General features: G+C 68.6%; 21 protein-coding genes and 1 riboswitch. Of the genes, 11 read left to right on the top strand and 10 right to left on the bottom strand.

The window, feature by feature from the left end:
* Nucleotides 1-178 precede the first annotated feature (178 nt).
* Nucleotides 179-1,861, bottom strand: a complete 1,683-nt coding sequence (locus QSJ95_RS08940) for a fatty acid--CoA ligase (RefSeq protein ID WP_009617479.1) — start codon at nucleotides 1,859-1,861, stop codon at nucleotides 179-181.
* Nucleotides 1,862-2,061: 200 nt separating this feature from the next.
* On the opposite strand from QSJ95_RS08940, the gene QSJ95_RS08945 reads away from it, so the two are divergent.
* The gene (locus QSJ95_RS08945) at nucleotides 2,062-3,237 is read left to right on the top strand and encodes an acetyl-CoA C-acyltransferase (protein ID WP_285641749.1); all 1,176 of its coding nucleotides are present in this window, start codon (nucleotides 2,062-2,064) and stop codon (nucleotides 3,235-3,237) included.
* A gap of 378 nt (nucleotides 3,238-3,615) precedes the next feature.
* Here QSJ95_RS08945 and QSJ95_RS08950 read toward each other — a convergent pair whose 3' ends face one another.
* Nucleotides 3,616-4,245, bottom strand: a complete 630-nt coding sequence (locus QSJ95_RS08950) for a LysE family translocator (protein ID WP_285641750.1) — start codon at nucleotides 4,243-4,245, stop codon at nucleotides 3,616-3,618.
* Between the two features lie 83 nt (nucleotides 4,246-4,328).
* Between QSJ95_RS08950 and QSJ95_RS08955 the strand changes: the two genes are divergently transcribed.
* The 5 genes from QSJ95_RS08955 (at nucleotide 4,329) to QSJ95_RS08975 (ending at nucleotide 9,297) form a co-directional block, all read left to right on the top strand.
* Nucleotides 4,329-5,291, top strand: coding sequence for a 2-hydroxyacid dehydrogenase (locus QSJ95_RS08955; protein ID WP_285641752.1), 963 nt, complete (start codon nucleotides 4,329-4,331; stop codon nucleotides 5,289-5,291).
* A 41-nt stretch (nucleotides 5,292-5,332) separates the two neighbouring features.
* Nucleotides 5,333-6,337, top strand: a complete 1,005-nt coding sequence (locus QSJ95_RS08960) for a methyltransferase (RefSeq protein WP_285641753.1) — start codon at nucleotides 5,333-5,335, stop codon at nucleotides 6,335-6,337.
* Nucleotides 6,338-6,461: 124 nt separating this feature from the next.
* Nucleotides 6,462-7,928, top strand: a complete 1,467-nt coding sequence (locus QSJ95_RS08965) for an amino acid permease (RefSeq protein WP_285641857.1) — start codon at nucleotides 6,462-6,464, stop codon at nucleotides 7,926-7,928.
* Between the two features lie 39 nt (nucleotides 7,929-7,967).
* A riboswitch (yybP-ykoY riboswitch) is annotated at nucleotides 7,968-8,118 on the top strand.
* A gap of 67 nt (nucleotides 8,119-8,185) precedes the next feature.
* Nucleotides 8,186-8,767 carry a TMEM165/GDT1 family protein gene (locus tag QSJ95_RS08970; RefSeq protein ID WP_009617469.1) on the top strand — a complete coding sequence of 194 codons (582 nt, stop codon included), beginning with the start codon at nucleotides 8,186-8,188 and terminating at the stop codon, nucleotides 8,765-8,767.
* A gap of 86 nt (nucleotides 8,768-8,853) precedes the next feature.
* Nucleotides 8,854-9,297 (top strand): ketosteroid isomerase-related protein, encoded by a 444-nt coding sequence (locus QSJ95_RS08975; RefSeq protein WP_043313657.1) that lies wholly within the window; start codon nucleotides 8,854-8,856, stop codon nucleotides 9,295-9,297.
* Between the two features lie 279 nt (nucleotides 9,298-9,576).
* Here QSJ95_RS08975 and QSJ95_RS08980 read toward each other — a convergent pair whose 3' ends face one another.
* On the bottom strand, nucleotides 9,577-10,560 hold the full coding sequence (locus QSJ95_RS08980) for an NAD-dependent epimerase/dehydratase family protein (protein WP_074977386.1): 984 nt from the start codon (nucleotides 10,558-10,560) through the stop codon (nucleotides 9,577-9,579).
* Nucleotides 10,561-10,639: 79 nt separating this feature from the next.
* The gene (locus QSJ95_RS08985) at nucleotides 10,640-11,461 is read right to left on the bottom strand and encodes a M48 family metallopeptidase (protein ID WP_061560681.1); all 822 of its coding nucleotides are present in this window, start codon (nucleotides 11,459-11,461) and stop codon (nucleotides 10,640-10,642) included.
* A 192-nt stretch (nucleotides 11,462-11,653) separates the two neighbouring features.
* On the opposite strand from QSJ95_RS08985, the gene QSJ95_RS08990 reads away from it, so the two are divergent.
* A complete protein-coding gene (locus tag QSJ95_RS08990; protein ID WP_285641758.1) occupies nucleotides 11,654-13,795 on the top strand; it encodes a methyl-accepting chemotaxis protein in 2,142 nt (713 codons plus the stop codon).
* 551 nt (nucleotides 13,796-14,346) lie between these two features.
* Here the strand turns inward: QSJ95_RS08990 and hemH are convergent.
* Nucleotides 14,347-15,372: a ferrochelatase gene (gene hemH, locus QSJ95_RS08995; protein WP_285641759.1), complete on the bottom strand. Its 1,026-nt coding sequence runs from the start codon at nucleotides 15,370-15,372 to the stop codon at nucleotides 14,347-14,349.
* 9 nt (nucleotides 15,373-15,381) lie between these two features.
* Nucleotides 15,382-16,308 carry a TIGR01777 family oxidoreductase gene (locus QSJ95_RS09000; RefSeq protein WP_285641761.1) on the bottom strand — a complete coding sequence of 309 codons (927 nt, stop codon included), beginning with the start codon at nucleotides 16,306-16,308 and terminating at the stop codon, nucleotides 15,382-15,384.
* A gap of 267 nt (nucleotides 16,309-16,575) precedes the next feature.
* Here QSJ95_RS09000 and QSJ95_RS09005 point away from each other — a divergent pair, with 267 nt between their 5' ends.
* The 4 genes from QSJ95_RS09005 to QSJ95_RS09020 all read left to right on the top strand — a co-directional run bounded on the left by QSJ95_RS09005 (nucleotide 16,576) and on the right by QSJ95_RS09020 (nucleotide 21,011).
* Nucleotides 16,576-17,559, top strand: a complete 984-nt coding sequence (locus QSJ95_RS09005; protein ID WP_009617460.1) for an NAD(P)/FAD-dependent oxidoreductase — start codon at nucleotides 16,576-16,578, stop codon at nucleotides 17,557-17,559.
* A 116-nt stretch (nucleotides 17,560-17,675) separates the two neighbouring features.
* Nucleotides 17,676-18,647, top strand: coding sequence for a YbgA family protein (locus QSJ95_RS09010; RefSeq protein ID WP_285641762.1), 972 nt, complete (start codon nucleotides 17,676-17,678; stop codon nucleotides 18,645-18,647).
* Nucleotides 18,637-19,587: a MerR family transcriptional regulator gene (locus QSJ95_RS09015; RefSeq protein WP_285641763.1), complete on the top strand. Its 951-nt coding sequence runs from the start codon at nucleotides 18,637-18,639 to the stop codon at nucleotides 19,585-19,587. The genes QSJ95_RS09010 and QSJ95_RS09015 overlap by 11 nt, the downstream gene beginning before the upstream one ends.
* A complete protein-coding gene (locus QSJ95_RS09020; protein WP_285641764.1) occupies nucleotides 19,584-21,011 on the top strand; it encodes a cryptochrome/photolyase family protein in 1,428 nt (475 codons plus the stop codon). Before QSJ95_RS09015 ends, QSJ95_RS09020 begins: the two co-directional genes overlap by 4 nt.
* 501 nt (nucleotides 21,012-21,512) lie before the next feature.
* Here QSJ95_RS09020 and QSJ95_RS09025 read toward each other — a convergent pair.
* The 4 genes from QSJ95_RS09025 to prmC form a co-directional block, all read right to left on the bottom strand.
* The gene (locus QSJ95_RS09025; protein ID WP_043273589.1) at nucleotides 21,513-22,037 is read right to left on the bottom strand and encodes an acyloxyacyl hydrolase; all 525 of its coding nucleotides are present in this window, start codon (nucleotides 22,035-22,037) and stop codon (nucleotides 21,513-21,515) included.
* Between the two features lie 126 nt (nucleotides 22,038-22,163).
* Nucleotides 22,164-22,958, bottom strand: a complete 795-nt coding sequence (gene murI / locus QSJ95_RS09030) for a glutamate racemase (protein WP_285641767.1) — start codon at nucleotides 22,956-22,958, stop codon at nucleotides 22,164-22,166.
* On the bottom strand, nucleotides 22,951-23,721 hold the full coding sequence (locus QSJ95_RS09035; RefSeq protein ID WP_285641769.1) for a molybdopterin-synthase adenylyltransferase MoeB: 771 nt from the start codon (nucleotides 23,719-23,721) through the stop codon (nucleotides 22,951-22,953). Before QSJ95_RS09035 ends, murI begins: the two co-directional genes overlap by 8 nt.
* Nucleotides 23,715-24,545, bottom strand: a complete 831-nt coding sequence (gene prmC / locus QSJ95_RS09040) for a peptide chain release factor N(5)-glutamine methyltransferase (RefSeq protein ID WP_285641770.1) — start codon at nucleotides 24,543-24,545, stop codon at nucleotides 23,715-23,717. Before prmC ends, QSJ95_RS09035 begins: the two co-directional genes overlap by 7 nt.

Consider the following 24,545-nt stretch of genomic DNA (forward strand, 5'->3'; position numbering starts at 1 on the left):
TTTGTTATGAGTGGCAGCGACTATAGCCAGCCCCCCGGCGGGCTTGATCCCTCGAAAGTGTGATTTAGCGCGTCGCTGCGGCAACGAGCCGCAAGCTAGACGGCTCGCAGGAAGGATTAGCAGAGGCCGCGCCCCGTGCCAAGCGCTTGCTCGGGGGACGCAGCCTGTAGGGAAGGGCTTACAGGGCGGAGAGGAATTCGCTGCCGGACTCCTGCCAACGAGCGATATCCACACGGATGCGCTTCTTGTCCAGCTTGCCCACGCTGGTCTTGGGAACTTCAGTAACAACGGCGATCTGCGAAGGAATCGCCCACTTGTTGATGTGGCCCTGTTCGACGAAAGGCTTGAGGTGTTCCTTCAGCCCCTTGGCGTCCAGCTGCTGGCCCTCGAAGAGCACCAGCAGGGCGAACGGGCGCTCGCCCCATTGCGGGTCCGGCACCCCCACCACCGCCACTTCGCGCACCGCCGGGTGACGGCTGATGAGGTCTTCCAGCTCCAGCGAGGACAACCATTCGCCGCCGGTCTTGATCACGTCCTTGATGCGGTCGCGGATGTCGATGAAGCCCATGCCGTCGAGGGTGGCCACGTCGCCGGTGTGCATCCAGCCGCCGGCCCAGAGTTCCTCGCCCTTCTGCGGCTCGCGGAAGTAGCCCTGGGTCAGCCAGGGCGAACGCAGCACCAGCTCGCCCTGGGACTCGCCGTCGGCCGGCAGCAGTTGGCCGTGCTCGTCCATGATCGCCGCGTCCACCAGCGGCACCGGCACGCCGGCCTTGATCCGGTAGGTGGTGCGTTCGTCCTCGCTGCCGGCCAGGAGCTCGTCGTTGAGGTAGGCGCAGGAGATCAGCGGGCAGGTCTCGGACATGCCGTAGGCCGCGGTCAGCTGGATGCCGCGGGCCTGGGCCGCCTCGTACAGCGAGCGGGTCAGCGCGCTGCCGCCGATGATGATCTTCCAGCCCTTGAAGTCCACGCCCTGGGCGGCCTTGGCGTTCATCACCATCTGCAGGATGGTCGGCACGCAGTGGGAGAAGGTGACGTTCTCGCGTTTCCACAGCTCGACCAGCAGTTCCGGGTCGTAACGCCCCGGGTACACCTGCTTGATACCGAGCATGGTGGCCACGTAGGGAGTACCCCAGGCGTGCACGTGGAACATCGGCGTGATCGGCATGTACACGTCGCTGTTGCCCATCAGGCGGATGCTGTCCAGGCTGGCGATGGTCGAGGCCATGGCCAGGGTGTGCAGCACCAACTGGCGGTGGGTGAAGTACACGCCCTTGGGGTTACCGGTGGTGCCGGTGGTGTAGAAGGTGGTGGCCACCGAATTCTCGTCGAAGTCGGGGAAGGCGTAGCGCGGGCTGGCCGCGGCCATCAGCGTCTCGTACTCGCCGATGCAGTCGGCCAGTGCGCAGCTCTTGTCGGCGCCATCGGTCAGCAGCAGGGTCTTCTGCACCGTGGTCAGTTGCCCGGCGATGCCCTGGTAGAGCGGCACGAACTCGGCGTTGACCAGCACGAAGCGGTCCTCGGCATGGTTCATGGTGTAGAGGATCTGCTCCGGCGAAAGGCGGATGTTGATGGTGTGCAGCACCGCGCCGATCATCGGGATGGCGAACATCGCCTCCAGGTAGCGATGGCTGTCCCAGTCCATCACCGCCACGGTGTCGCCGGCCTGCACGCCGGCCTCGGTGAGCACGTTGGCCAGGCGCGCGACGCGCTCGTTGAAGGTGGCGTAGTTGTAGCGCACCAGGTCGCGGTAGACGATCTCGTGGCTTTTTTCGTAGCGCGCGCCGGACAGCAGCAGGCTCTTGATCAGCAACGGGTACTGGTAGGCATTGCTCGCAGCGGGGAGGAGACGGGTCTTGAGCATGTTCGGCTTACCTGTGGGACCTTCATGGGAGTCGATGCCGGTGACTGTAGAGGCGCAACCATGACCAATCATCCATCCAAAGAGTGATTTGCGGGTGACTCTTTGGCCTGATCCGGTCACGCGCTAGAATCGCCGCCACCCGGTCGTTCACGGCCGAGCCTCCAGAACACCCCGAGAACAAAAGCCAAGAGGTAGTTTCCATGTCCGAAATCGTCATCGTCAGCGGCGCCCGCACTCCTATGGGCGGCTTCCAGGGCAGCCTGGCCGGCGTTTCCGCCGTCGACCTGGGCGCCATCGCCATCCGCGAAGCAGTCGCCCGCGCCGGCATCGAGGCCGGCGATGTCGAGGAAGTGATCATGGGCTGCGTGCTGCCCGCCGGTCTGAAGCAGGGCCCGGCCCGACAGGCGGCGCTCAACGCCGGCCTGCCCGCCGCCACCGGCTGCACCACCATCAACAAGCTGTGCGGTTCGGGCATGAAGGCGGTGATGCTGGCCCACGACCTGCTCAAGGCCGGCACCAACAAGGTGATGGTCGCCGGCGGCATGGAAAGCATGTCCAACGCCCCCTACGTGCTGGAAAAGGCCCGCACCGGCCTGCGCATGGGCCACGCCGAGATCAAGGACCACATGTTCCTCGACGGCCTGGAAGACGCCCGCACTGGCCGCCTGATGGGCTCCTTCGCCCAGGACACCGCGGACAGCAACGGCATCACCCGCGAAGAGATGGACGCCTACGCCATCGAATCGCTCAAGCGCGCCCAGGCCGCCATCCAGGATGGCTCGCTGGCCAGCGAGATCGTCCCGGTCACCGTCACCACCCGCAAGGGCGAGGTGGTGGTGAAGGACGACGAACAGCCGCTGACCGCCAACCTGGACAAGATCCCCAGCCTGAAACCCGCCTTCAAGAAAGACGGCACCATCACCGCGGCCAACGCCAGCTCCATCTCCGACGGCGCCAGCGCGCTGGTCCTGATGACCGCCGAGGAAGCCGCCCGCCGCGGCCTCAAGCCGCTGGCGAAGATCGTCGGCCACGCCACCCAGAGCCAGGACCCGAGCGAATTCACCCTGGCCCCCATCGGCGCCATGACCAACCTGTTCAGGAAGACCGGCTGGAACAAGGACGACGTCGACCTGTTCGAGATCAACGAAGCCTTCGCCATGGTCACCATGCTGGCCATGCGCGAGCACGGCCTGGACCACGCCAAGGTCAACGTCTACGGCGGCGCCTGCGCCCAGGGCCACCCGGTGGGCTCCACCGGCTCGCGGATCATCGTCACCCTGATCAACGCCCTGCAGAACAAGGGCGGCAAGCGCGGTGTGGCCTCGCTGTGCATCGGCGGCGGCGAAGCCACCGCGGTGGCCGTCGAGTTGCTGTAACGCTGTTACCGGAAACGCAAAGGGCGCGACTTCGGTCGCGCCCTTTTCGTTTCGGCTCCGTGCGAGCCGCTGTGTATGCCATTCCCCTGCGCGTGATATCGCGGACAGGGCTGTCGCGATTCTCGGCTGCTTGAGAGCCCCTCTCCCCAGCCCTCTCCCTGAAGGGAGAGGGAGCTTGTCCGTGCCGAGAAAGGATTTGGTGTTAGCCGGGTAATCGGTACAAGCCGGCTAACGCCGAAGCAACCGAACACACCGAACGGTCCCCTCTCCCTTCAGGGAAAGGGTTAGGGAGAGGGCGCTCTAAAGCGCAACCCCCAAAGCCCCAGCCAAACACCATCCGCGAGCAAGCTCGCCCCTACGAAAGGCGGCCCCTAACCCTCAGCGCAACTCGGTGAGCGCCAGCTTGACCCCCAACCCCACCAGCACCACCCCCATCATCCGGTCGAACCAGTGCCCCATGCGGGCGAAGCCGGCGCGCACGCGCTGCTGGCTGAACAGCAGCGCCACGAAGCTGAACCAGGCCGCGGTGGCGCAGGCCAGGTAGACGCCGTAGCCGGCCTGCACCAGCACCGGGGTGTGCGGGTTGATGACCACGGTGAACAGCGAGAGGAAGAACAGCGTGGCCTTGGGGTTCAGGCCGTTGGTGACGAAGCCGGCGACGAAGGCGCCGCGCGGGGTGCGTTCGCTCGGCGCAGCAGCCGTCACACTGCCGTCGCCACCGCTGGGTTTGGCGCGCAAGGCCTTGATGCCGATGTAGAACAGGTAGGCCGCGGCCAGCCACTTGAGGGTGTTGAACAGCATGATCGACTGCGAAACGATCAGGCCGATGCCCAGCAGCGAGTAGGTCACGTGGATGGAAATGGCGCAGCCCACGCCCAGCGCCGTCCAGGTGCCGGCGCGGCGGCCGTGGGTGACGCTCTCGCGCACCACCACGGCGAAGTCCGGGCCCGGGCTGGCCACCGCCAGCAGGTGGATCAGCGCCACGGTGAAAAATTCCGTCCAGTACATGCAACCTCCGCAGGGGTGGGATTAACGCTGTCAGGCTGGCAACCTTACGTCAGCCCCGCTTCCCGCAAAAGGTACAGCCAGCGATGAACAGCACTCGCGCCGTCTTCCTCGACACCGCCTCCCTCGACCTCGGCGACCTCGACCTGCAACCCCTGCGCCAGGCCTTCGGCGAGCTGGTCCTGCACCCCGCCAGCGCCCCGGACGAGATCGCCGGGCGCCTGCGCGAGGCCAACGTGGCCATCAGCAACAAGGCGCCCATCAGCGCCGAAACCCTGGCCCAGTGCCCGGACCTCAAGCTGATCCTGGTCACCGCCACCGGCACCAACAACGTCGACCTGGCTGCCGCCCGCGAGCGCGGCATCGCCGTGGCCAACTGCCAGGGCTACGGCACCGCTTCGGTGGCCCAGCACGCCATCCTGCTGCTGCTCGCCCTGGCCACCCGGCTGCCCGACTACCAGGCGGCGGTCCGCGCCGGGCGCTGGCAGCAGTCCACCCAGTTCTGCCTGCTGGACTTCCCCATCGTCGAGCTGGAAGGCAAGACCCTCGGCCTGCTCGGCCATGGCGAGCTGGGCGGCGCGGTGGCCCGCCTGGCCGAAGCCTTCGGCATGCGCGTGCTGCTCGGCCAACTTCCTGGCCGCCCGCCGCGCGCCGACCGCCTGGCGCTGGACGAGCTGCTGCCGCAGGTCGACGCCATCAGCCTGCACTGCCCGCTGACCGAGCAGACCCGCGGGATGATCGGCCAGCGCGAACTGGACCTGATGAAGCCCGGCGCCTTCATCGTCAACACCGCCCGCGGCGGCCTGATCGACGAGCAGGCCCTGGCCGACACCCTGCGCCGCGGCCACCTGGGCGGCGCCGCCACCGACGTGCTCAGCGTCGAGCCGCCGAAGGACGGCAACCCGCTGCTGGCCGGCGACATCCCGCGGCTGATCGTCACCCCGCACAACGCCTGGGGCAGCCGCGAGGCGCGGCAGCGCATCGTCGGCCAGGTGACGGACAACGCCGCGGCCTTCTTCCGCGGCGACAAGCTGCGGCGGGTCGACTGAAGCGCGAAGTGCTAAACTCGCGCCCTTTTTCAGGAGGCCGCATGTCCAACGCCCCCACCAGCGAGGTGCTGCTGCGCCAGATCGAACGTTTCGCCGGCCGCGTGCTGCTGGCCGGCCTGCCCGCCGACGGCCTGCTCGGCGAGCTGCCGCAAGCCCTGGGCTGGAGCTGGCATGCCGGCGAGCAGCGGCAACTGGACGGCCGCTATCCGGGGCGCTGCCACTTCGGCGTGACGCCGCCGGAGGGCGGGTTCGACGCCGCCGTGCTGTTCCTGCCCAAGTCCCGCGAGCTGACCGACTACCTGCTGGCCGCCCTGGCCAGCCGCGTGCCCGGCGGCCAGCTGTACCTGGTGGGCGAGAAACGCGCCGGCGTCGAGCGCGCCGCCAGGCAGCTCGGCGCCCTGGCCAAGGCCGCCAAGCTCGACAGCGCGCGGCACTGCCAGCTGTGGCACGCCGCCATCGACGGCGCCCTGCCCTGCCCCGACCTGCACGCCCTGGCCCTGCGCTACACGCTGGCCCTGGCCGACGGCGAACTGCAGGTGGTCACCCTGCCCGGCGTGTTCAGCCATGGCCGCCTGGATCGCGGCAGCGCCCTGCTGCTGGAACACCTGGACGGCCTGCCCGAAGGCCAGGTGCTGGACTTCGGCTGCGGCGCCGGCGTGCTCGGCGCGGTGCTCAAGCGCCGCTACCCGGGCAGCCGCCTGAGCCTGCTCGACGTCGACGCCTTCGCCCTGGAGAGCAGCCGCCTGACCCTCGCCGCCAATGGCCTGGAAGGCGAGGTGATCGGCGGCGACGGCATCGACGCGGCGCCGGCCGGCCTGGCCGCCATCGTCAGCAACCCGCCCTTCCACCAGGGCGTGCACACCGACTACCAGGCCAGCGAACGCCTGCTGCGCGAAGCCGCGCAACACCTGCGCCCGGGCGGCGAACTGCGCCTGGTGGCCAACAGCTTCCTCAAGTACCCGCCGCTGATCGAACAGCACCTGGGGCCCTGCCGCAGCCTCGCCGAGGGCGACGGTTTCCGCATCTACAGCGCCCGTCGCCCCTGAGCCCGGGCGCCTCGCCGCAGCCCCACTACACTCCACCCAGACCGAAAGGGCGCGCCGGGCCGGCGCGCCTCACGAGCCGAGGATCGCCGTGAAAAGCACCGTGAAAGAAGCCGAGCTGACCTTCGTGAAGTCACCGGAAAAGACCCCTGCGCACCTCAAGCGTTCGCTCAAGCCCAGGCACCTGAACATGATCGCCATCGGCGGCTCGATCGGCACCGGGCTGTTCGTCGCCTCCGGCAGCACCGTGGCCACCGCCGGCCCCGGCGGCGCGCTGCTGGCCTACGCGCTGATCGGCCTGATGGTGTTCTTCCTGATGACCAGCCTGGGCGAGATGGCCGCCTACATTCCCGACTCCGGCTCCTTCTCCACCTACGGCAGCCGCTTCATCGACGAAGGCTTCGGCTTCGCCATGGGCTGGAACTACTGGTACAACTGGGCGGTGACCATCGCCGCGGAACTGGTGGCCGCGCAGTTGGTGATGAACTTCTGGTTCCCCGACGTGCCCGGCCTGTACTGGAGCGCGATCTTCCTGGCCATCATGTTCGGCCTCAACTTCTTCTCGGTGAAGGGCTTCGGCGAGAGCGAGTTCTGGTTCGCGCTGATCAAGGTGGTGGCCGTGGTGATCTTCATCGGCATCGGCCTGGCCAGCATCTTCGGCATCATGCACGGCATCGACTCCCCCGGCTTCAGCAACTTCACCACCGGCGACGCGCCCTTCGTCGGCGGCCTGCAGGCCATGGTCGGGGTGGCGATGATCGCCGGCTTCTCATTCCAGGGCACCGAGCTGATCGGCGTCGCCGCCGGCGAGTCGGAGCACCCGCACAAGTCGATCCCCATCGCCATCCGCCAGGTGTTCTGGCGGATCCTGATGTTCTACATCCTGTCGATCTTCGTCATCGGCATGCTCATCCCCTACACCGATCCGAACCTGCTCAAGACCGACAGCAGCGACATCAGCACCTCACCCTTCACCCTGCTCTTCGAGCGCGCCGGCCTGGCCGCGGCGGCCGGGGTGATGAACGCGGTGATCCTCTCGGCGATCCTCTCCGCCGGCAACTCGGGGATGTACGCCTCCACCCGCATGCTCTACACCATGGCCCTGCATGGCCAGGCGCCACGCCTGTTCCGGCAGATCTCGCAGAGCGGCGTGCCACGCTACGCGCTCTACGCCACCACGCTGGTCGGCGGGCTGTGCTTCCTCACCAGCTTCATCGGCGACAAGACCGTCTACACCTGGCTGCTCAACACCTCGGGCATGTGCGGCTTCATCGTCTGGCTGGGCATCGCCATCTCCCACTACCGCTTCCGCAAGGGCTACCTGCTGCAGGGCGGCAAGCTGGAGGAGCTGCCCTACCGCGCCAAGTGGTTCCCCTTCGGCCCGCTGTTCGCCTTCGCCCTGTGCCTGGCAATCACCCTCGGGCAGAACTACCAGGCGTTCGTCGGCGAGACGATCGACTGGACCGGGCTGGTCGCCACCTACATAAGCCTGCCGCTATTCCTCGTCATCTGGTGGGGCTACCGCCTGAAGAACGGCAACCGCTTCGTCCGCTACGAGGAGATGGACGTCACCTCCGGCCGCGACGTCGACTGAACGCCGGGCTTGCCCAAGCCGGACGACTTGGGCAGAATGCGCCCCGTCCTAGGGGAGTAGTCTCCCGCGAGCGGTTCCCGCCCTCGCCCGGCACGCGTCAACACACTTGGTCCGCAGACCATGGCGCGTGCGACCCCAAGGCCCGCAGCAGTCGGGCCCGGGTTTGACAAGACCTATGACACGAGCGATCCGACCCGGGGTGGGCGGATGGCGCGTGTCATTGGTGATTAGTCGACCCGCCCCCTTAGGAAAGCCTGATGGAATCCCTGTTCGTCCCCATCCTGGTGGTTGCCCTCGCCGAAATCGGCGACAAGACGCAACTGCTCGCCCTCGTCCTCGCCGCGCGCTTCCGCAAGCCCTGGCCGATCATCGCCGGCATCGTCGCCGCGACCCTGGTCAACCACTTCGCCGCCGGCGCCGTGGGCAAATGGGTCTCCACCTTCTTCTCCGAAGCCGCCCTGAGCTGGCTGCTGGCCGCCTCCTTCCTCGCCGTGGCGGCCTGGACCCTGGTGCCGGACAAACTGGATGACGACGAAGAGGGAGGCCTGAAGAAGTTCGGTCCCTTCCTCACCACGCTGATCGCCTTCTTCCTCGCCGAGATGGGCGACAAGACCCAGGTCGCCACCGTGATGCTGGCCGCGCAGTACCCGCACTTCTGGCTGGTAGTACTGGGCACCACCATCGGCATGCTGCTGGCCAACGTGCCGGTGGTGCTGGCCGGCAACTTCGCCGCCGAGCGCCTGCCGCTGGCGCTGATCCGCCGCCTGGCCGCCTGTGCCTTCGCCGTCCTGGGTCTGGCCGCGGCCTGGCACGCGGCCACGCTGTCCGGGCTGTTCTGACAGCCGCTCCGGCGTGGCGGCCAATGTTGCCGCCACGCCATCGTCCTACAGTTGTAGCTGTCACCCCTTCGCTGAAGGAAACAGCCATGACCGACAAGGACCTGAAACGCCTCGCCCGCCAGCACATCGACCTGAGCTGGAACAAGGGCCGCCTGGCCCTGGCCACCCAGCTGCACAGCCCGGACTTCCTCTACAAGAGCAGCTTCTCCGCCCAGCCCCTGGACAGCGCCGGCTACCGGCAGCTGATCGAGGGCATCCGTGCGTCCATGGACGACCTGGAAGTGGTGGTCGAGGAATGCATAAGCGAGGGCCACAAGGTGTTCACCTGGAGCACCCTGGTGGGCACCATCAGCCGCCCCGCCTTCGGCTACCCGGCCAGCGACAAGGTGGTCAGCATCCCCGGCATGGCCCTGTGGCTGTTCAACAGCCACGGCAAGCTGCAGGAGCTGTGCACGCTGATCGACATGGAAAGCTTCCGCAGCCAGATGGGCCTGCAGAACCGCCCGCTGGCGGAGCAGGCGCTACCCTGAGGCAGCGGCCTTCTCCTGTAGGAGCGCGCCCTGCGCGCGAAATCGCGGGCAGGGCCCGCTCCTACAGTTTTCGGTAAGGCACGGAGTTTCCCCGTAGGAGCGGACCTTGTCCGCGATAGCCGGGCGTATCGGCGCGATTCGCGGATAGGATCCGCGCCGCCCCACCCACACCATTCCCCTGTAGGAGCGCGCCCTGCGCGCGATTCGCGGGCAGGGCCCGCTCCTACAGTTTGCGGTAAGGCACGGTATTCCCCGGCGCAGTCGGCAAGACTGTTGCGCCTACAGGTACCCGTTGGCGCGGAACCAGTCGATGGCTCGTTGCAGGGTGTCTTCCAGCGGCACGTGGCTTTCGAAGCCCAGCTCCTCGCGGGCCTTGCGTCCGTCGAGGAACTGCCCGCCGGCCATCACCTCGATGGCGGTTTCGTCCAGTAGCGGCAGCTTGCCGGTCAGGCGATAGCGCCAGCGGCCCAGGGTGGCCAGCGCGCGGGCGCGGTGCAGCGGCATCGGCTGCGGTGCCGGGCGGCCCAGCAGGTGGGCGATGGTGGCGGTGAGCTCGGCCATCTCCACGTTGTGCCCGGTGAGCAGGTAGCGCTCGCCGATGCGCCCGCGCTCCAGGGTCATCAGCAGGCCGCGCCCCGCTTCGCCGGCATCGATCACGTTGCGCCGCCCCGGCACGTAGTGGGACATCTCGCCGCGGCCGATGGCGGTGATCAGGCGCCCGGTGGTCGGGCCCATGTCCAGCTCGCCCAGCACCATGCCGGGAATCCCGATCACCACCGGCAGGCCGCCGCGGGCCTGCTCGCGGGCCTGTTCGTCCAGCGCCCACTTGCACATCACGTAGGCGCTCTTGCCGGTGGGCAGGCTCTCGTAGAACAGCCCCTCGTGGCCGGGCAGGCCCTGGGGGTGCGGGGGCATGGCGAAGGCCGAGCCGACGTAGAGGATGCGCGGCACCTTGTTGTGCAGGCAGGCCGCGTAGAAATGATTGGTCTGGTCCAGGGCGCTGGCCACCTCCTCCTGCCAGCGGCGCGGCCGCTGCGGGTAGTAGCCGGCGCTGAAGATCACCGCGTCGAGCCCGCTCAGGGCGCGCTCCAGCCCCTTGTAGTCGAACAGTTCGGCGACCCGGCACTCCGGCTCCAGGTAGGCCAGGCGCTGGATCTGCGAGGACGGGCGATGGACCAGCACCAACTGGTGGCCGGCGGCCTTGATGGCGCGCGCGGCGTGGTGGCCGAGGAGCCCGGTGGCTCCGAGTACTGCGATTTTCACTGGCGCTCCCTGGTGATGGTCGAACCGGCCGCGTCGGCGGCCGGCTGCAACGGATCGACGGCGTCGATCCCCCCGCTCGTCAATTGCGGCCCTTGGCCTGCTCGTACAGCGGCATCACCTTGGGAATGGCGGCCTGCAGGTTGGCCATGCGCGTGCTGTCCGCCGGGTGGGTGCTGAGGATTTCCGGCGGCGCGTCGCCACCGGCCTGGCCCATCTTCTGCCACAGCGTCAGCGCGGCCTGGGGGTTGTAGCCGGCGCGGGCGGCCAGCTCCAGGCCGATGAGGTCGGCCTCGGTCTCGTTCTGCCGGCTGTTGGGCAGGGTCAGGCTGTACTGCACCACCTGGTCGGCCAGCTGCTTGCTGGTCTCGCCCAGGCCCAGCAGCGCGCCGCCGAGGTTCTCGCCCATCTGCACGGCGTAGGCGCGGGACATCTGCTCGCGGCCGTGCTCACGCAGGGCGTGGGCGATCTCGTGGCCCATCACCGCGGCGATCTCGTCGTCGCTGAGCTTCAGCTGATCGATCAGGCCGCTGTAGAAGATGATCTTGCCGCCGGGGCCGCAGTTGGCGTTGAGCTCGTCGCTCTTGATCACGTTGACCTGCCAGTCCCAGCCCGGGGCGTCCTGGCGGAACGCGCCGGTCTGCGGAATCAACCGCGCGGCCACGGCCTTGACGCGCTTGGCGTCGCTGCTGTCGTTGTCCAGCTTGCCCGCCGAAGTCGCGTCAGTGAGGGTCTTCTGGTACGACTGCGAGTACATCTGGTCGACCTGCTGGCTCGACAGCATGCTGAACATGTACTGCTTGCGCTCGACGCCGACGGCGCCGCCGCTGGTGGTGTTGACCTGCTGGCACCCGGCCAGGAGCAGGGCGGCGGCCAGGCCGGTGAAGCGGAATAGGCTGGGCATGATGCTCTCCTGAAGCAATGCAATCTCCCTTGGACAGCGCGCAATGGTAGGCCGCCCCCCGATGGCCGGCAACCGCTCCGCAAAGGAGACGACACAAGGGCGTTACAACCCATTACAGGCATTTCCTAAGGAAACTCTGAAGTCCTGCCGATACACCGGAACAGGCTGTCCCTGGTACGCGAGTATTTCGCCATGAAGTTCAAGTCGATCCAGTTTTCCGTGGTGGCGTTGGCCGGGGCCAGTGTCCTGGCTGTGGTGGCGGCGTTGGTACTCTATGCCCTGTTCGCCGGCGGGCGCACCCAGACACTGGTACAGGAGCGCACCCAGGCGCTGCTGGAGAAGGTCATCAACGAACGCCTGGTAGCCCTGGCGCGTGCCCAGGCCAGCCAGATCCAGCGCGAACTGGAATACCCGCTGACGGTGGTCAAGGGCCTGGCCCAGGCCAACATGCTGATGGATGGCAAGGACGCCGAAGGCAAGCCGCTGCTGGGCATCAGCCGCGGCGAGATGTCCAACCTGCTGCGCCAGACCGTGCAGCAGAACCCCAAGCTGCTGGACGCCTTCGCCGGCTGGGAACCCGGCGCCTTCGCCGGCCCCGACAGCCTCTACGCCGGGCAGACCGGCGCCGGCTACGACGCCAGCGGGCGCTTCATGCCCTGGTGGTACCGCAAGGCCGACGGCAGCCTCACCGTGGAAGCCATGGGCGACACCCTGGAAAGCCAGAAGGTGCTGCCCACCGGCGTGCGCGAGGGCGAGTACTACCTGTGCCCGAAGGAACGCCACAAGCCCTGCGTGATCGACCCCGCGCCCTATGAAATGGGCGGCAGGATGGTAATGATGTCGTCCTTCAACGCGCCCGTCATGGTCGACGGCCAGTTCCGCGGCGCGGTGGGTGCCGACCTGTCCCTGGACTTCATCCAGGACCTGCTCAAGGCCGCCGACGCCACCCTCTACGACGGCGCCGGCGAGCTGGCGCTGATCTCCGCCAACGGCCGCCTGGTGGCCTACACCAAGGACGCCGGCAAGCTCGGCGAGCCGGCCGGCAAGGTGCTGGACGCGAGCCAGGCCGCCAGCCTCGGCAAGCTGCAGGGCGAGCAGCCGCTGTACCAGCAGGACGAGGCCCGCGACACCATCGCCGTGTTCCTGCCCTTCGCCATCGGCGACACCGGCACGCACTGGACGCTGATGCTGGAAATCCCGCGCCAGGCCGTGTTCGGCGAACTCAAGCAACTGCAGGGCGCGCTCAAGGCGCAGAGCGATTCCGACACCCTGGGCATGACCCTGGTCGGCTTGCTCATCGCCGCCGGCGGCCTGCTGGTGATCTGGCTGGTGGGCCACGGCATCGCCCGGCCGCTGCGCCAGCTGGTCGGCATGCTCGACGACATCGCCCAGGGCGAAGGCGACCTGACCCGCCGCCTGTCCAGCGAGCGCGCCGACGAGCTGGGCTCCATCGCCCGCGGCTTCAACACCTTCCTCGGCAAGCTGCAGGGCATGATCGGCCAGGTGGTGACCTCGGTGCAGCACGTCAGCGACTCCTCCGAGCACACCGCGGACATCGCCATCCGCACCAACCAGGGCGTGCAGAAGCAACTGGCGGAGATCGAACTGGTGGCCACCGCCGTCCACGAGATGACCGCCACCGCCCAGGACGTGGCGCGCAACGCCACCCACGCGGCGGAAGCGGCCAGCCACGCCGACCAGGCCGCGCACCAGGGCAAGCAGATCGTCGAGAGCAGCTCGGCGGCGATCCAGGCCCTGGCCACCGAGATCGGTCGCGCGGTCGGCGTGGTGCAGACCCTGGCCCGCGACAGCGAGAACATCAACGCCATCCTGGTGGCCATCCGCGGCATCGCCGAGCAGACCAACCTGCTGGCGCTCAACGCCGCCATCGAGGCGGCGCGGGCCGGCGAGCAGGGCCGCGGCTTCGCCGTGGTGGCCGACGAAGTGCGCAACCTGGCGCAGAAGACACAGCAGGCCACCGAGGAAATCCAGAGCATGATCCAGCAGCTGCAGAACGGCACCCGCGAAGTGGTGCAGGTGATGCAGCAGAGCCAGGAGAAGACCGACGACAGCGTGCGCCACGCCCACGAGGCGGCCCAGGCGCTGGAGTCGATCACCCAGGCGGTGTCGGTGATCAACGACATGAACACCCAGATCGCCAGCGCCGCCGAGGAACAGAGCGCGGTAGCCGAGGACATCAACCGCAACGTCGCCAACATCGGCCTGGTCGCCAACCAGGTGGCCGGCGGCGCCGACGAAGCCTCCCAGGCCAGCGCCGAGCTGACCAGGCTGGCGGAGCAGCAGCGGCGGCTGGTGAATCAATTCAAGGTGTAGGGCCTGGCTGCCGCCCTGAATCGGCATAGCCCAGGCCAAGCGGCGGATAACGCCGTAGGCGTTATCCGCCCTACGCCAGGCCCGACCGGGACGTAGGGCGAATAACCGTTCGCGGTTATCCGCCGATACACCGGGGCCACAGCCAACGCCAAGGCCAGCCCCGGAGCCGCCGGGAACCAAGGCCAAACGGCGGATAACGCCGTAGGCGTTATGCGCCCTACGCCAGGCCCGACCTTGACGTAGGGCGAATAACCGTTCGCGGTTATCCGCCGATACACCGAGGCCACAGCCAACGCCCAGGCCAACCCCGGAGGCGCCGGGAGTCGAGGCCAAGCGGCGGATAACGCCGTAGGCGTTATGCGCCCTACGCCAGGCCCGACCGGGACGTAGGGCGAATAACCGTTCGCGGTTATCCGCCGATACACCGGGGCCACAGCCAACGCCAAGGCCAGCCCCGGAGCCGCCGGGCCAAAGCCGAGCCATGGTGATGGGTATCGCTTCGCTCAACCCATCCTACGACGACGTCTCTCCTGCGGGCGCAAAGCCGGCCGTCAGAGCGGCTCCGGCAAGCGCTCGCACAACCGCGCCAGCGCCAGCGCCCAGGCCTGCTGGTCGTTCAGGCAGGGGATCAGCACCAGCTCCTCACCGCCGGCGGCGAGGAACTGCTCGCGGCCGCGCTGGCCGATTTCCTCCAGGGTCTCGATGCAGTCGGCGACGAAAGCCGGGCACATCACCAGCAAACGCTTCACGCCCTGCTTCGCCAGGACTTCCAGCTGCGCGTCGGTGTAGGGGCCGATCCACTTGGCGCGGCCCAGGCGCGACTGGAACGACACCGACCAGCGGCCCTTCTCCAGGGCGGCGTTCTCGGCGAACAGCTCCGCGGTGCGCAGGCACTGGCTGCGGTAGCACAGCGCCAGGACCTCCGGACGCACGTGGCGGCTGTCGGCGGCGTCGAGGTCATGCTTGCGGTCGCCCACCAGCTTGCGGATGTGCCGCTCGGGCAGGCCGTGGAAGCTCAGCAGCAAGTGGTCGTAGGGTTGCTCCAGGTAGGGCTGCACGCTGGTCAGCAGGGCCTGCTGGTATTCCGGCTCGGCGTAGAACGGCGGCAGCACCAGCAGGTGCATGCCGTGCAGGCCGAGTTGGCGGATCAGCCGGCGGGCCTCCTCGATGACGGTGGTGGTGGTGCTGTCGGCGAACTGCGGGTACAGCGGCGCCAGGGTCACCTGGCGCACGCCCTGCTCGTAGAGGTCCAGCAGGGCGTTCTCGATGGACGGCTGACCGTAGCGCATGGCCAGCGCCACCGGGCCGTGCGGCCAGTACTTGCGCATGACCTGCTGCAGGCGGCGGCTGATCACCACCAGCGGCGAGCCCTGGTCCCACCAGATGGAGGCATAGGCGTGCGCCGACTCCTCCGGGCGCTTGCGCAGGATCAGCGACACCAGCAGGCGCCGCGCCGGCCAGGGCAGGTCGACGACGTACGGGTCCATGAGGAACTGGTCCAGGTAACGGCGCACATCGGCCACCTCCGTCGAGGCCGGCGAGCCCAGGTTGACCAGCAGCAGGGCGTTGAGGGTCATGCAGCATCCTTAGTGACGGTGGGCGGCGGCCGCCGGGCGATGCGCGAGGACATCGGCGAGGGCGGCCGGCAGATCGTTGTAGCGGAACACGAAGCCGGCTTCCAGCAGGCGCCGAGGCTCCACGCGCTGGCCGCCGAGCAACAGCAGCGACAGCTCGCCGAGCAGGGTGCGCAGGGCGAAGGCCGGCACGCCCAGCAGGGTCGGGCGGTGCAGCGCCTGGCCCAGGGCCCGGGTGAAATCGCGGTTGCGCACCGGCTGCGGCGCGCACGCATTATACGGACCGCTGGCGTCGCTTAGCTGCAAGAGAAAATCGATCAGGCCGATCATGTCCTCGATGTGCACCCAGGACATCCATTGCCGGCCGTTGCCCAGCTGGCCGCCCAGGCCGAAGCGGAAGGCCGGCACCAGGCGCGCGAGGAAACCGCCCTCCGGCGCCAGCACCAGCCCGGTGCGCAGGCGCACCACGCGGATGCCCAGGCCCTCTGCCTGCATGGCGATCTGTTCCCAGGCCAGGCACAGCTCGCTGGCGAAATCCTCGCCGGCCGCCGCGCTGCCTTCGTCCAGCGGACGCTCGCCGGCGTCGCCGTACCAGCCGACCGCCGAGCCGCTGATCAGCACCGAGGGCCGCTGGCTGCGGCCTTCCAGCCACTCCACCAGGCGCTCGGTGAGGCGTACCCGGCTGTCCCACAGCAGCGCCTTGCGCCGCGCCGTCCAGGGCCGCTCGGCGATGGGCTCGCCGGCCAGGTTGACCACCGCGTCGACCTGTTCGTCGCCCACCGCCTCGAAGCTGGAAACGCCCCGCACCTCGCGCCCGCAAAGCTCGGCGACGCGCTCCGGACGGCGGCTGAGCACTATCAGCCGATGGCCGGCGGCGCTCCAGTGGCGGGACAGGCGGCGGCCGATCAGGCCGGTACCGCCGGTAATGAAGATGTGCATCTGAACCTCCTTGCGCTGAACTCCCACACCTACCATCAGTCTGGACGAGGGAACGACGCTTGCATTACTGCACCCGTCCGAGTGTGGCGAACGTCTACGCTGTAAATGCCGGAACCGATACGCGACGCCCCCGAAGGAATGGCCGCGAAGCGTGGACGAAATTCCGCTCGACCGTTCGAACGGCGACCGAACAACTATACAAATAAAACAGATTGTACAAGGCTGTTCGACTCGCTAACCTGAACACAACAACCTACGAGGCATGTCATGAGCGCCCCCATTGCCATCATTGGCACCGGAATCGCCGGACTCTCAGCCGCCCACGCCCTGCTCGACGCGGGACAGGAAGTCCAGCTCTTCGACAAGGGCCACGGCAGCGGCGGCCGCATGGCGAGCAAGCGCAGCGATGCTGGCGCGCTCGACCTCGGCGCCCAGTACTTCACCGCCCGCGACCGCCGCTTCCTCGACGCCATCCAGCACTGGCGCGATGCCGGCTGGGTCGCCGAGTGGGACCCGGCCCTGTACCAGTACCGCGACGGCATGCTCAGCCCGTCGCCGGACGAGCAGCCGCGCTGGGTCGGCACCCCGCGCATGAGCGCCATCACCCGCGCGCTGCTGCAGGGGCTGCAGGTCACCTTCTCCTGCCGCATCACCGAAGTCTTCCGCGGCCAACAGCACTGGCACCTGCAGGACTCCGAAGGCTGCAACCACGGCCCGTTCAGCCACGTCCTGGTCGCCACCCCGGCGCCGCAGGCCGCGGCGCTGCTGGCCGGCGCGCCCAAGCTGGCGGCGGCGGCGGCGAGCATCGCCATGGAGCCGACCTGGGCCGTGGCCCTGGGCTTCGCCGAGCCCCTGCAGACGCCGGTGCAAGGCTGCTTCGTCCAGGAAGGCCCGCTGACCTGGATGGCCAGCAACCGCTGCAAGCCCGGCCGCGACGAACACATGGACACCTGGGTGCTGCACGCCAGCAGCAGCTGGAGCCGGCAGAACATCGACAAGCCCAAGGAAACCGTCATCGAGCACCTGCTGGGCACCTTCGCCGAGATGATCGGCTGCGCGGTGCCCGAACCGGTGTTCGCCCTGGCCCACCGCTGGCTCTATGCCCGGCCGCTGGAAGCGCACCAGCTGGGCGCGCTGGCCGATGCCGACCTGGGCATCTACGCCTGCGGCGACTGGTGCCTCTCCGGCCGCGTCGAAGGCGCCTGGCTGAGCGGCCTGGAAGCCGCCCGCCGCCTGCTGCAACACCTCTGAGCCCGACGGCGCCCGCTTGGGCGCCGTACCCTGTACAAATGATTTGCGGCTGTACAACGTTCGGCCTATGCTGAAAGCAGTTGTACACGCGAAGCCTATTTGTACAGGGTCAGACCATGCCCACCTCCCCTTCCCGGCCCAAGCTCGGCATCAGCGCCTGCCTGCTCGGCGCGAACGTCCGCTACAACGGCGGGCACAAGGCTTCGCGCCTGTGCCTGGAGGACCTCGCCCGGCACTTCGACTTCGTCCCGCTGTGCCCGGAAGTCGCCATCGGCCTGGGCGTGCCGCGCCCTACCCTGCGCCTGGTTGGCGAGGCCACGCAGCCACGCGCGGTGGCCAGTGCGGTAGATAGCCGCGATGCGACCCTGGACCACAGTGCGGCATTGCGTCGCTATGGCGCGGAACAGGCCGGCCAGTTGAGCGAGCTGGGTGGCTTCATCTTCATGCAGAAGTCCCCTTCCTGCGGCCTGCACCGCGTCAAGCTCTACGCGGAAGATGGCCAGCCGCCCATGGCCGGCGCCCGCGGCCTGTTCGCCGAAGCCTTCTGCGCCGCCCGCCCCGAGCTGCCGGTGGAAGAGGAAGGCCGCCTGCACGATCCCCGCCTGCGCGAGAACTTCGTCACCCGCGTCTACGCCCACCTCGACTGGCTCACCCTGTGCCGCGCAGGGCTGACGCACAAGGCGATCCTCGACTTCCACTCGCGCCACAAGTACCAGTTGCTCGCCCACGACCCGCGCCAGTACGCCGAACTGGGCCGGCTGCTGGCGGACATCGGCCGCTATCCGGCGGGGCAGTTCGGCCCGCAGTACTACCGGGCCTTCAGCCAGGCGCTGGGCCACTGCGCCAGCCGCGGCAGCCATAGCAACGTGCTGCAGCACCTGGCCGGCTACCTCAAGCGCGCGCTGGGGGCGGACGACCGCGCCGAGCTGCAGCGGCTGATCGAACAGTACCGCCACGGCGAGGTACCGCTGGTGGTGCCCCTGGCGCTGCTCAAGCACCACTTCCGCCGCCACCCGCACCCGTACATCGCCCGCCAGGCGTACCTGCAACCCCACCCCGAGGCCCTGGGTCTACGCAATGCCATCTGAACCGAGCAACACCCTTCCCGACGATTATCGCCAGGCGCTGGCCGCCGGCTGGCTGCCGATCAGCGAAGTGGCCCGGCGCACCGGGGTGAACCCGGTGACGCTGCGCGCCTGGGAACGCCGCTACGGGCTGGTCGTCCCCCAGCGCACCGCCAAGGGCCACCGCCTGTACTCCGCCGAGCAGTTGGAGCGGATCCGCCGCGTGCTCACCTGGCTGGAGCGCGGCGTGGCGGTGGGCAAGGTGCGCGACCTGCTCGACGAACCGCCGCGGGCGGCAGCCGAGACCCACTCGCCCTGGGACGACCTGCGCCAGCAGGCGCTGAGCGCCATCGCCCGGCTCGACGAACAGCGCCTGGACGAGCTGTTCAACGGCGCGCTGTCGATCTACCCGGCGCAGACACTGTGCGAGCACCTGATGCTGCCGTTGCAGCGCGACCTCCAGCTACGCTGGCAGGGCCAGTTCGGCAGCGGCCTGGAGCGCCTGCTCTACCACTCCTGGCTGCGCAGCAAGCTGGGCGGCCGCCTGTACCACTACAACCGCCAGCACCAGGGCCGGCCCTTGCTGCTGGTGAACCAGTCGGAACACCCGCGGGAAACCGGCCACTGGCTGTGCGCCTGGCTGGCCAGCTCCGCCGGCTGCCCGGTGCAGGTGTTCGACGGCCCGCTGTCCTGCGCCGAGATCGCCCTGGTCGAGCAGCGCCTGAACCCGCGCGCCCTGCTCCTCTACTCCGACCAGAGCCTGAGCCCGGCGCAGCTGTCGCGCCTGCTCGCCGGCTGCATCTGCCCCACCCTGCTGGTGGGCGCCAGCGTGGACATCCATGCCCAGGAGTTGGCCGAGCTGCAACGTGAAAGCCACCCGGGCCTGCACCTGGCGCAAGACCCGCTACAAGCGCGCGCCACCCTGCACGCCCTGGGCCTGCTCAACGGCGGGGGTGGCGAATGAGGCGCCAACTGCTCTGGCTACGCAGCGACCTGCGCGTGCGCGACAACAGCGCCCTGGCCGCCGCCGCCCAGGCCGGCCCGGTGATCGCCTGCTACCTGCTCAGCCCCGGCCAGTGGCGCGCCCATGACGATTCGCCGAACAAGGTCGACTTCTGGCTGCGCAACCTACACACGCTGCAGCGCGACCTGGAGCTGCTGAACATCCCGCTGCTGCTGCGCGAGGCGGACACCTGGAGCCAGGCGCCGGAAGTGCTGCTGCAGCTGTGCCGCAGCCTGGGCATCGCCGCGGTACGAGTGAACGAGGAGTACGGAATCCACGAAAGCCGCCGCGACGAGGCGGTGAAACGGCGCCTGGCCGAAGCCGGCGTCGGCTTCCTCAGCCACCTGGACCAGTTGCTGTTCGCCCCCGGCAGCCTGCTTACCCGCGGCGGCGGCTACCTCCAGGTCTTCAGCCAGTTCCGCAAGCTCTGCTACCAGCGCCTGGCCACTGCCCTGCCCGCCTGCCAGCCGGTACCGCCAGCACAGGCGCCGCTGGAGGTGGACAGCGACCCCGTGCCAGGGGAACTGCCCGGCTTCACGCCCAGCGCAGCCCTGGCGCGGGAGTTCTGGCCCGCCGGGGAAAAGGCCGCCGGCGAACGCCTGGCCGGCTTCGCCGAGGATGGCCTGGCGCACTACCACGAAAGACGCGACCGCCCGGACCTCGACGGCACCAGCCAACTCTCCGCCTACCTGGCCGCCGGCGTGCTCTCGCCGCGCCAGTGCCTGCACGCGGCACTGGCGAACAACCGGGGCGAATTCGAGAGTGGCGGCCCGGGCGCCGTGGCCTGGATCAACGAGCTGCTCTGGCGCGAGTTCTACAAGCACATCCTGGTCGGCTTCCCGCAGGTCAGCCGCGGCCGCGCCTTCCGCGCGCCAACCGAGGCCCTGCCCTGGCGCCACGCGCCGGCGGAGCTGGAAGCCTGGCAGCAGGGCCGCACCGGCTTCCCGATCATCGACGCGGCGATGCGCCAGTTGCTGGCCACCGGCTGGATGCACAACCGCCTGCGCATGCTCACCGCCATGTTCCTCAGCAAGAACCTGCTGATCGACTGGCGCGAAGGCGAACGCTGGTTCATGCGCCACCTGGTGGACGGCGACCTGGCGGCGAACAACGGTGGCTGGCAATGGAGCGCCTCCACCGGCACCGACGCCGCGCCCTACTTCCGCCTGTTCAACCCGCTGGCGCAATCGCGCCGCTTCGATCCCCACGGGCGCTTCCTGCGCCAGTGGCTGCCGGAGCTGGCCGGCCTGGACAACGAAAGCCTGCACGAGCCATCGCGCCTGGGGCTGTTCGGCGCGCCCGGCTACCCGGCGCCGATGCTCGACCTGGCGGCGAGCCGCGAGCGGGTGCTGGAGGCCTTCCGCAATCTGCCGGGGGCTGCCTAGTCCGCCTACGTTGCAGGCGAACATGGCTTCTCGGGACCTGTAGGAGCGGGCCCTGCCCGCGATTTCGCGCGCAGGGCGCGCTCCTACATGGGAATGGCGCGGGTGGGGCGGCGTAGGAGATTCATCCGCGAATCGCGCCGGGGTGTGACAGGGTCCGGAAGAAGCCCCCCGTAGGATGGGTTGAGCGAAGCGATACCCATCGCCATGTCCGCATGGGTTTCGCAAGCTCAACCCATCCTACGAAAAGCGCTTTGGTGCGATCGGCAAGGAAGCTGTGTCAACCATACGGGCATGAAAAAACCGGCCACCAGCAGGCTGTGTGAAAACCTCCGGATCGGTCCAGCTGGTTAAAAAACAACCTGGATTTCGCGTTTCTACGCGGATTCTGGGTTGGCTGAATAGCCAAGCCTTTTCAGATTTCACGTAGGAACGCACTCTTCGAAGAGCCGCTCGGGTTTTCACACAGCCTGACCAGGGCCGGCTTTTTCGCACAGCTGGAACTTACAGCGGATGGCTGTAGAACAGGCTGTAGGACTCGATGCCGTCGTTGGGCATCGCGAGCCCGGCATTCGAGTAGTGGATGGCGCGGATGCCCACCGACTGGCCGCCGGCGAACTTCAGGCCGAAGCCCAGGCGGTCTTCGAAGGCGAAGGCGCTGCCCAGGTCATGGTCGCCGACCTCGGAGCCGGTGAAGCCGGCGATGCCGATGCCGGCCTCGATGAAGGGCTTCACGCTGTCGCCGTTGAACTGGTAGACGAACACCGGCGCGACGGACAGCGAATAACGGGCGCCCGCGCGGTCGCCGGCCCCCCAGTAGGTGACGCCGGTGTCCCAGTAGCCGGTCAGGTGGCCGGTACTGCTTTCCCACCAGGTCTTGTCCCAGTCGAAACTCGCGCCCAGGCGCAGGGTCATGTCGCCCTGGCCGGTGGCGCCTGCCGCGGCGGTCAGATTCGCGGCCTGCGCTGCGCCGGCGGCACCCACCATCATGATTGCGGCCAAGGCGGCCTGCGAGAGTAGCTTCTTCATCGAAAGATCCTTATGGATAAGCTGAATGAAAAATCCCCGCGAATAGCTAATGATTATAAGGCGATTTGCCAGATATGGCCTGCGAAATGTCAGCGCATTGTTACGTATGCGCGGAAACTTCCTTGCTCAATCGGCAAAAAAACTGACCGATTCATCAAGGCCCCACAGCACCGGCAACACCCTCTCGAACATCTCGACCGCCCCGCTGGTGAAGAAGTGCGTTTTTTTTGCCAGCCCCCGCGCCTCCAGGCCGCGGCTGGCCAGCGACGCCTGCAGGTGGCGGGCCACTGCGGCGCCGGTGTCGATCAGCGATACGCCGGGCGGCAGCATCCGGCCCAGCAACGGGCGCAGGAAGGGGTAATGGGTGCAACCGAGGATCAGGGTGTCGCAGCCTTCGGCCAGCAGCGGCTCGACGAAGCCCTGGAGCAGCTCGCGGGTCTGCGGCCCGTCCAGGTCGCCGGCCTCGATGCGCTCGACCAGCCCCGGGCAGGGCTGGGTGATCACCCGCACGTCGCTGGCGAAGCGGTCGAGCAGCGCGGCGAAGCGCGCGCTCTTCAACGTACCGGTGGTCGCGAGCACGCCGACCACGCCGCTGCGGGTTGCCGCCGCGGCCGGTTTCACCGCCGGCTCCATGGCCAGGATCGGCAGCTGTGGATAACGCTCGCGCAGGTCGGAGGCCGCCGCCGCGGTGGCGGTGTTGCAGGCCAGCACCAGGGCCTTGCAGTCCTGGGCGATGAGGAACTCGGCGATGCGCCGGCAGCGCTCGCGGATGTATTCCGGGGTTTTCTCGCCGTAGGGCACGTGGCCGCAGTCGGCCAGGTACACTAGCGATTCGTCCGGCAGCCGCGCGCGGATCTCGCGCAGCACCGAAAGGCCGCCGACGCCGGAGTCGAAGACCCCTATCGGCCGCTCGTCAGCCATGCCGTGAACCGCAGACCGCGCACTGCGGGTCGCGCTTGACGCGCAGCTCGCGGAAGCGCGTGCCCAGGGCGTCCACCAGCAGCAGGCGGCCCACCAGCGGCTCGCCGAAGCCGGCCAGCAGCTTCAGCGCCTCCAGCGCCTGCAGGCTGCCGACCAGGCCCACCAGCGGCCCGGCCACGCCGGCTTCGCTGCAGGTCAGCTCGGCTTCGCTGCCGTGGCCGTAGAGGCAGTGGTAGCAAGGGCTGTCGTCGCGGCGCGGGTCGAACACCGAGAGCTGGCCTTCCAGGCGGATGGCCGCGCCGCTGACCAGCGGCTTGCCGGCGGCGACGCAGGCGGCGTTGACCGCCTCGCGGGTGGAGAAGTTGTCGCAGCAGTCCAGCACCAGGTCGACCTGGGCCAGCACCGCGGCCAGGGAATCCTCGTCCAGCGCCTGGCGGTGCGGCACCAGCTTCACCTGCGGGTTGATGGCGGCCAGGCGGGTCATCGCCGAGTCCACCTTGCTGCGGCCGACCTGGGTGCTGTCGTGCACCACCTGGCGCTGCAGGTTGGTCACGTCGACGCTGTCGAAGTCGGCCAGGTGCAGCTCGCCGACGCCAGCCGCGGCCAGGTACAGCGCTACCGGCGAGCCCAACCCGCCGAGGCCGACGATCAGCGCGCGGGCCTGTTTCAGGCGCAGCTGGCCGTCGATGTCGATCTGCGGCAGGAGGATCTGCCGGCTGTAACGCAGCAGTTCGTCGTCGTTCAACTCTTGGTCGTTCAACATGGCAGGCGCCCCAGGCTGATGCGTTCGTGGCCACCCAGGTCGCGGCGGCTCTCCACTTCGCTGAAACCGTTGCCCAGCAGCAGGTCGCGCACCACCGCGGCCTGGTCGTAGCCGTGCTCCAGCAGCAGCCAGCCGCCCGGTTCGAGGAAGCGCGGGGCCTGGGCGACTATCAGGCGGATGTCGTCGAGGCCATCGTGGCCGGCCACCAGCGCACTCTTCGGCTCGAAGCGCACGTCGCCCTGCTGCAGGTGCGGGTCGCTGCCGGGGATGTACGGCGGGTTGCCGACGATCAGGGCGAAGCGCTCGCCTTCCAGGGCGGAGAACCAGTGACTCTGGCGGAAGCCGACGTTGGCCAGGCGCAGGCGCTCGCGGTTGCGCTCGGCCAGGGCCACGGCCTCGGGAATGCGGTCGACGCCGCTGACCTGCCAGCTCAGGCGTTCGCAGGCCAGGGCCAGGGCGATGGCGCCGGTGCCGGTGCCCAGGTCGAGCACCCGCGCCGGGCTGGCCGGCAGCAGCTGCAGGGCGGTTTCCACCAGCAGTTCGGTGTCCGGACGCGGGATCAGAGTGTGCGGCGCCACTTCCAGGTCCAGGCTCCAGAAGCCCTGGCGGCCGAGGATGTAGGCCACCGGCTCGCCGGCGCGGCGGCGCGCCAGCCAGCCTTCGAAGCGCTCACGCACCTCGCGGTCGACCACCCGCTCCGGCCAGGTGCGCAGGAAACTGCGCGGCTTGCCCAGGGCGGCGGCCAGCAGCAGCTCGGCGTCCAGGCGCGCGCTGGGCGAATCCGGCAGTTGCGCTTCGGCGAGCAGAGTCATGATGGTGGCCAT

Origin of the sequence: Pseudomonas sp. NBRC 100443 (genome assembly GCF_030268185.1) — a bacterium.
GTDB lineage: Bacteria > Pseudomonadota > Gammaproteobacteria > Pseudomonadales > Pseudomonadaceae > Pseudomonas > Pseudomonas citronellolis.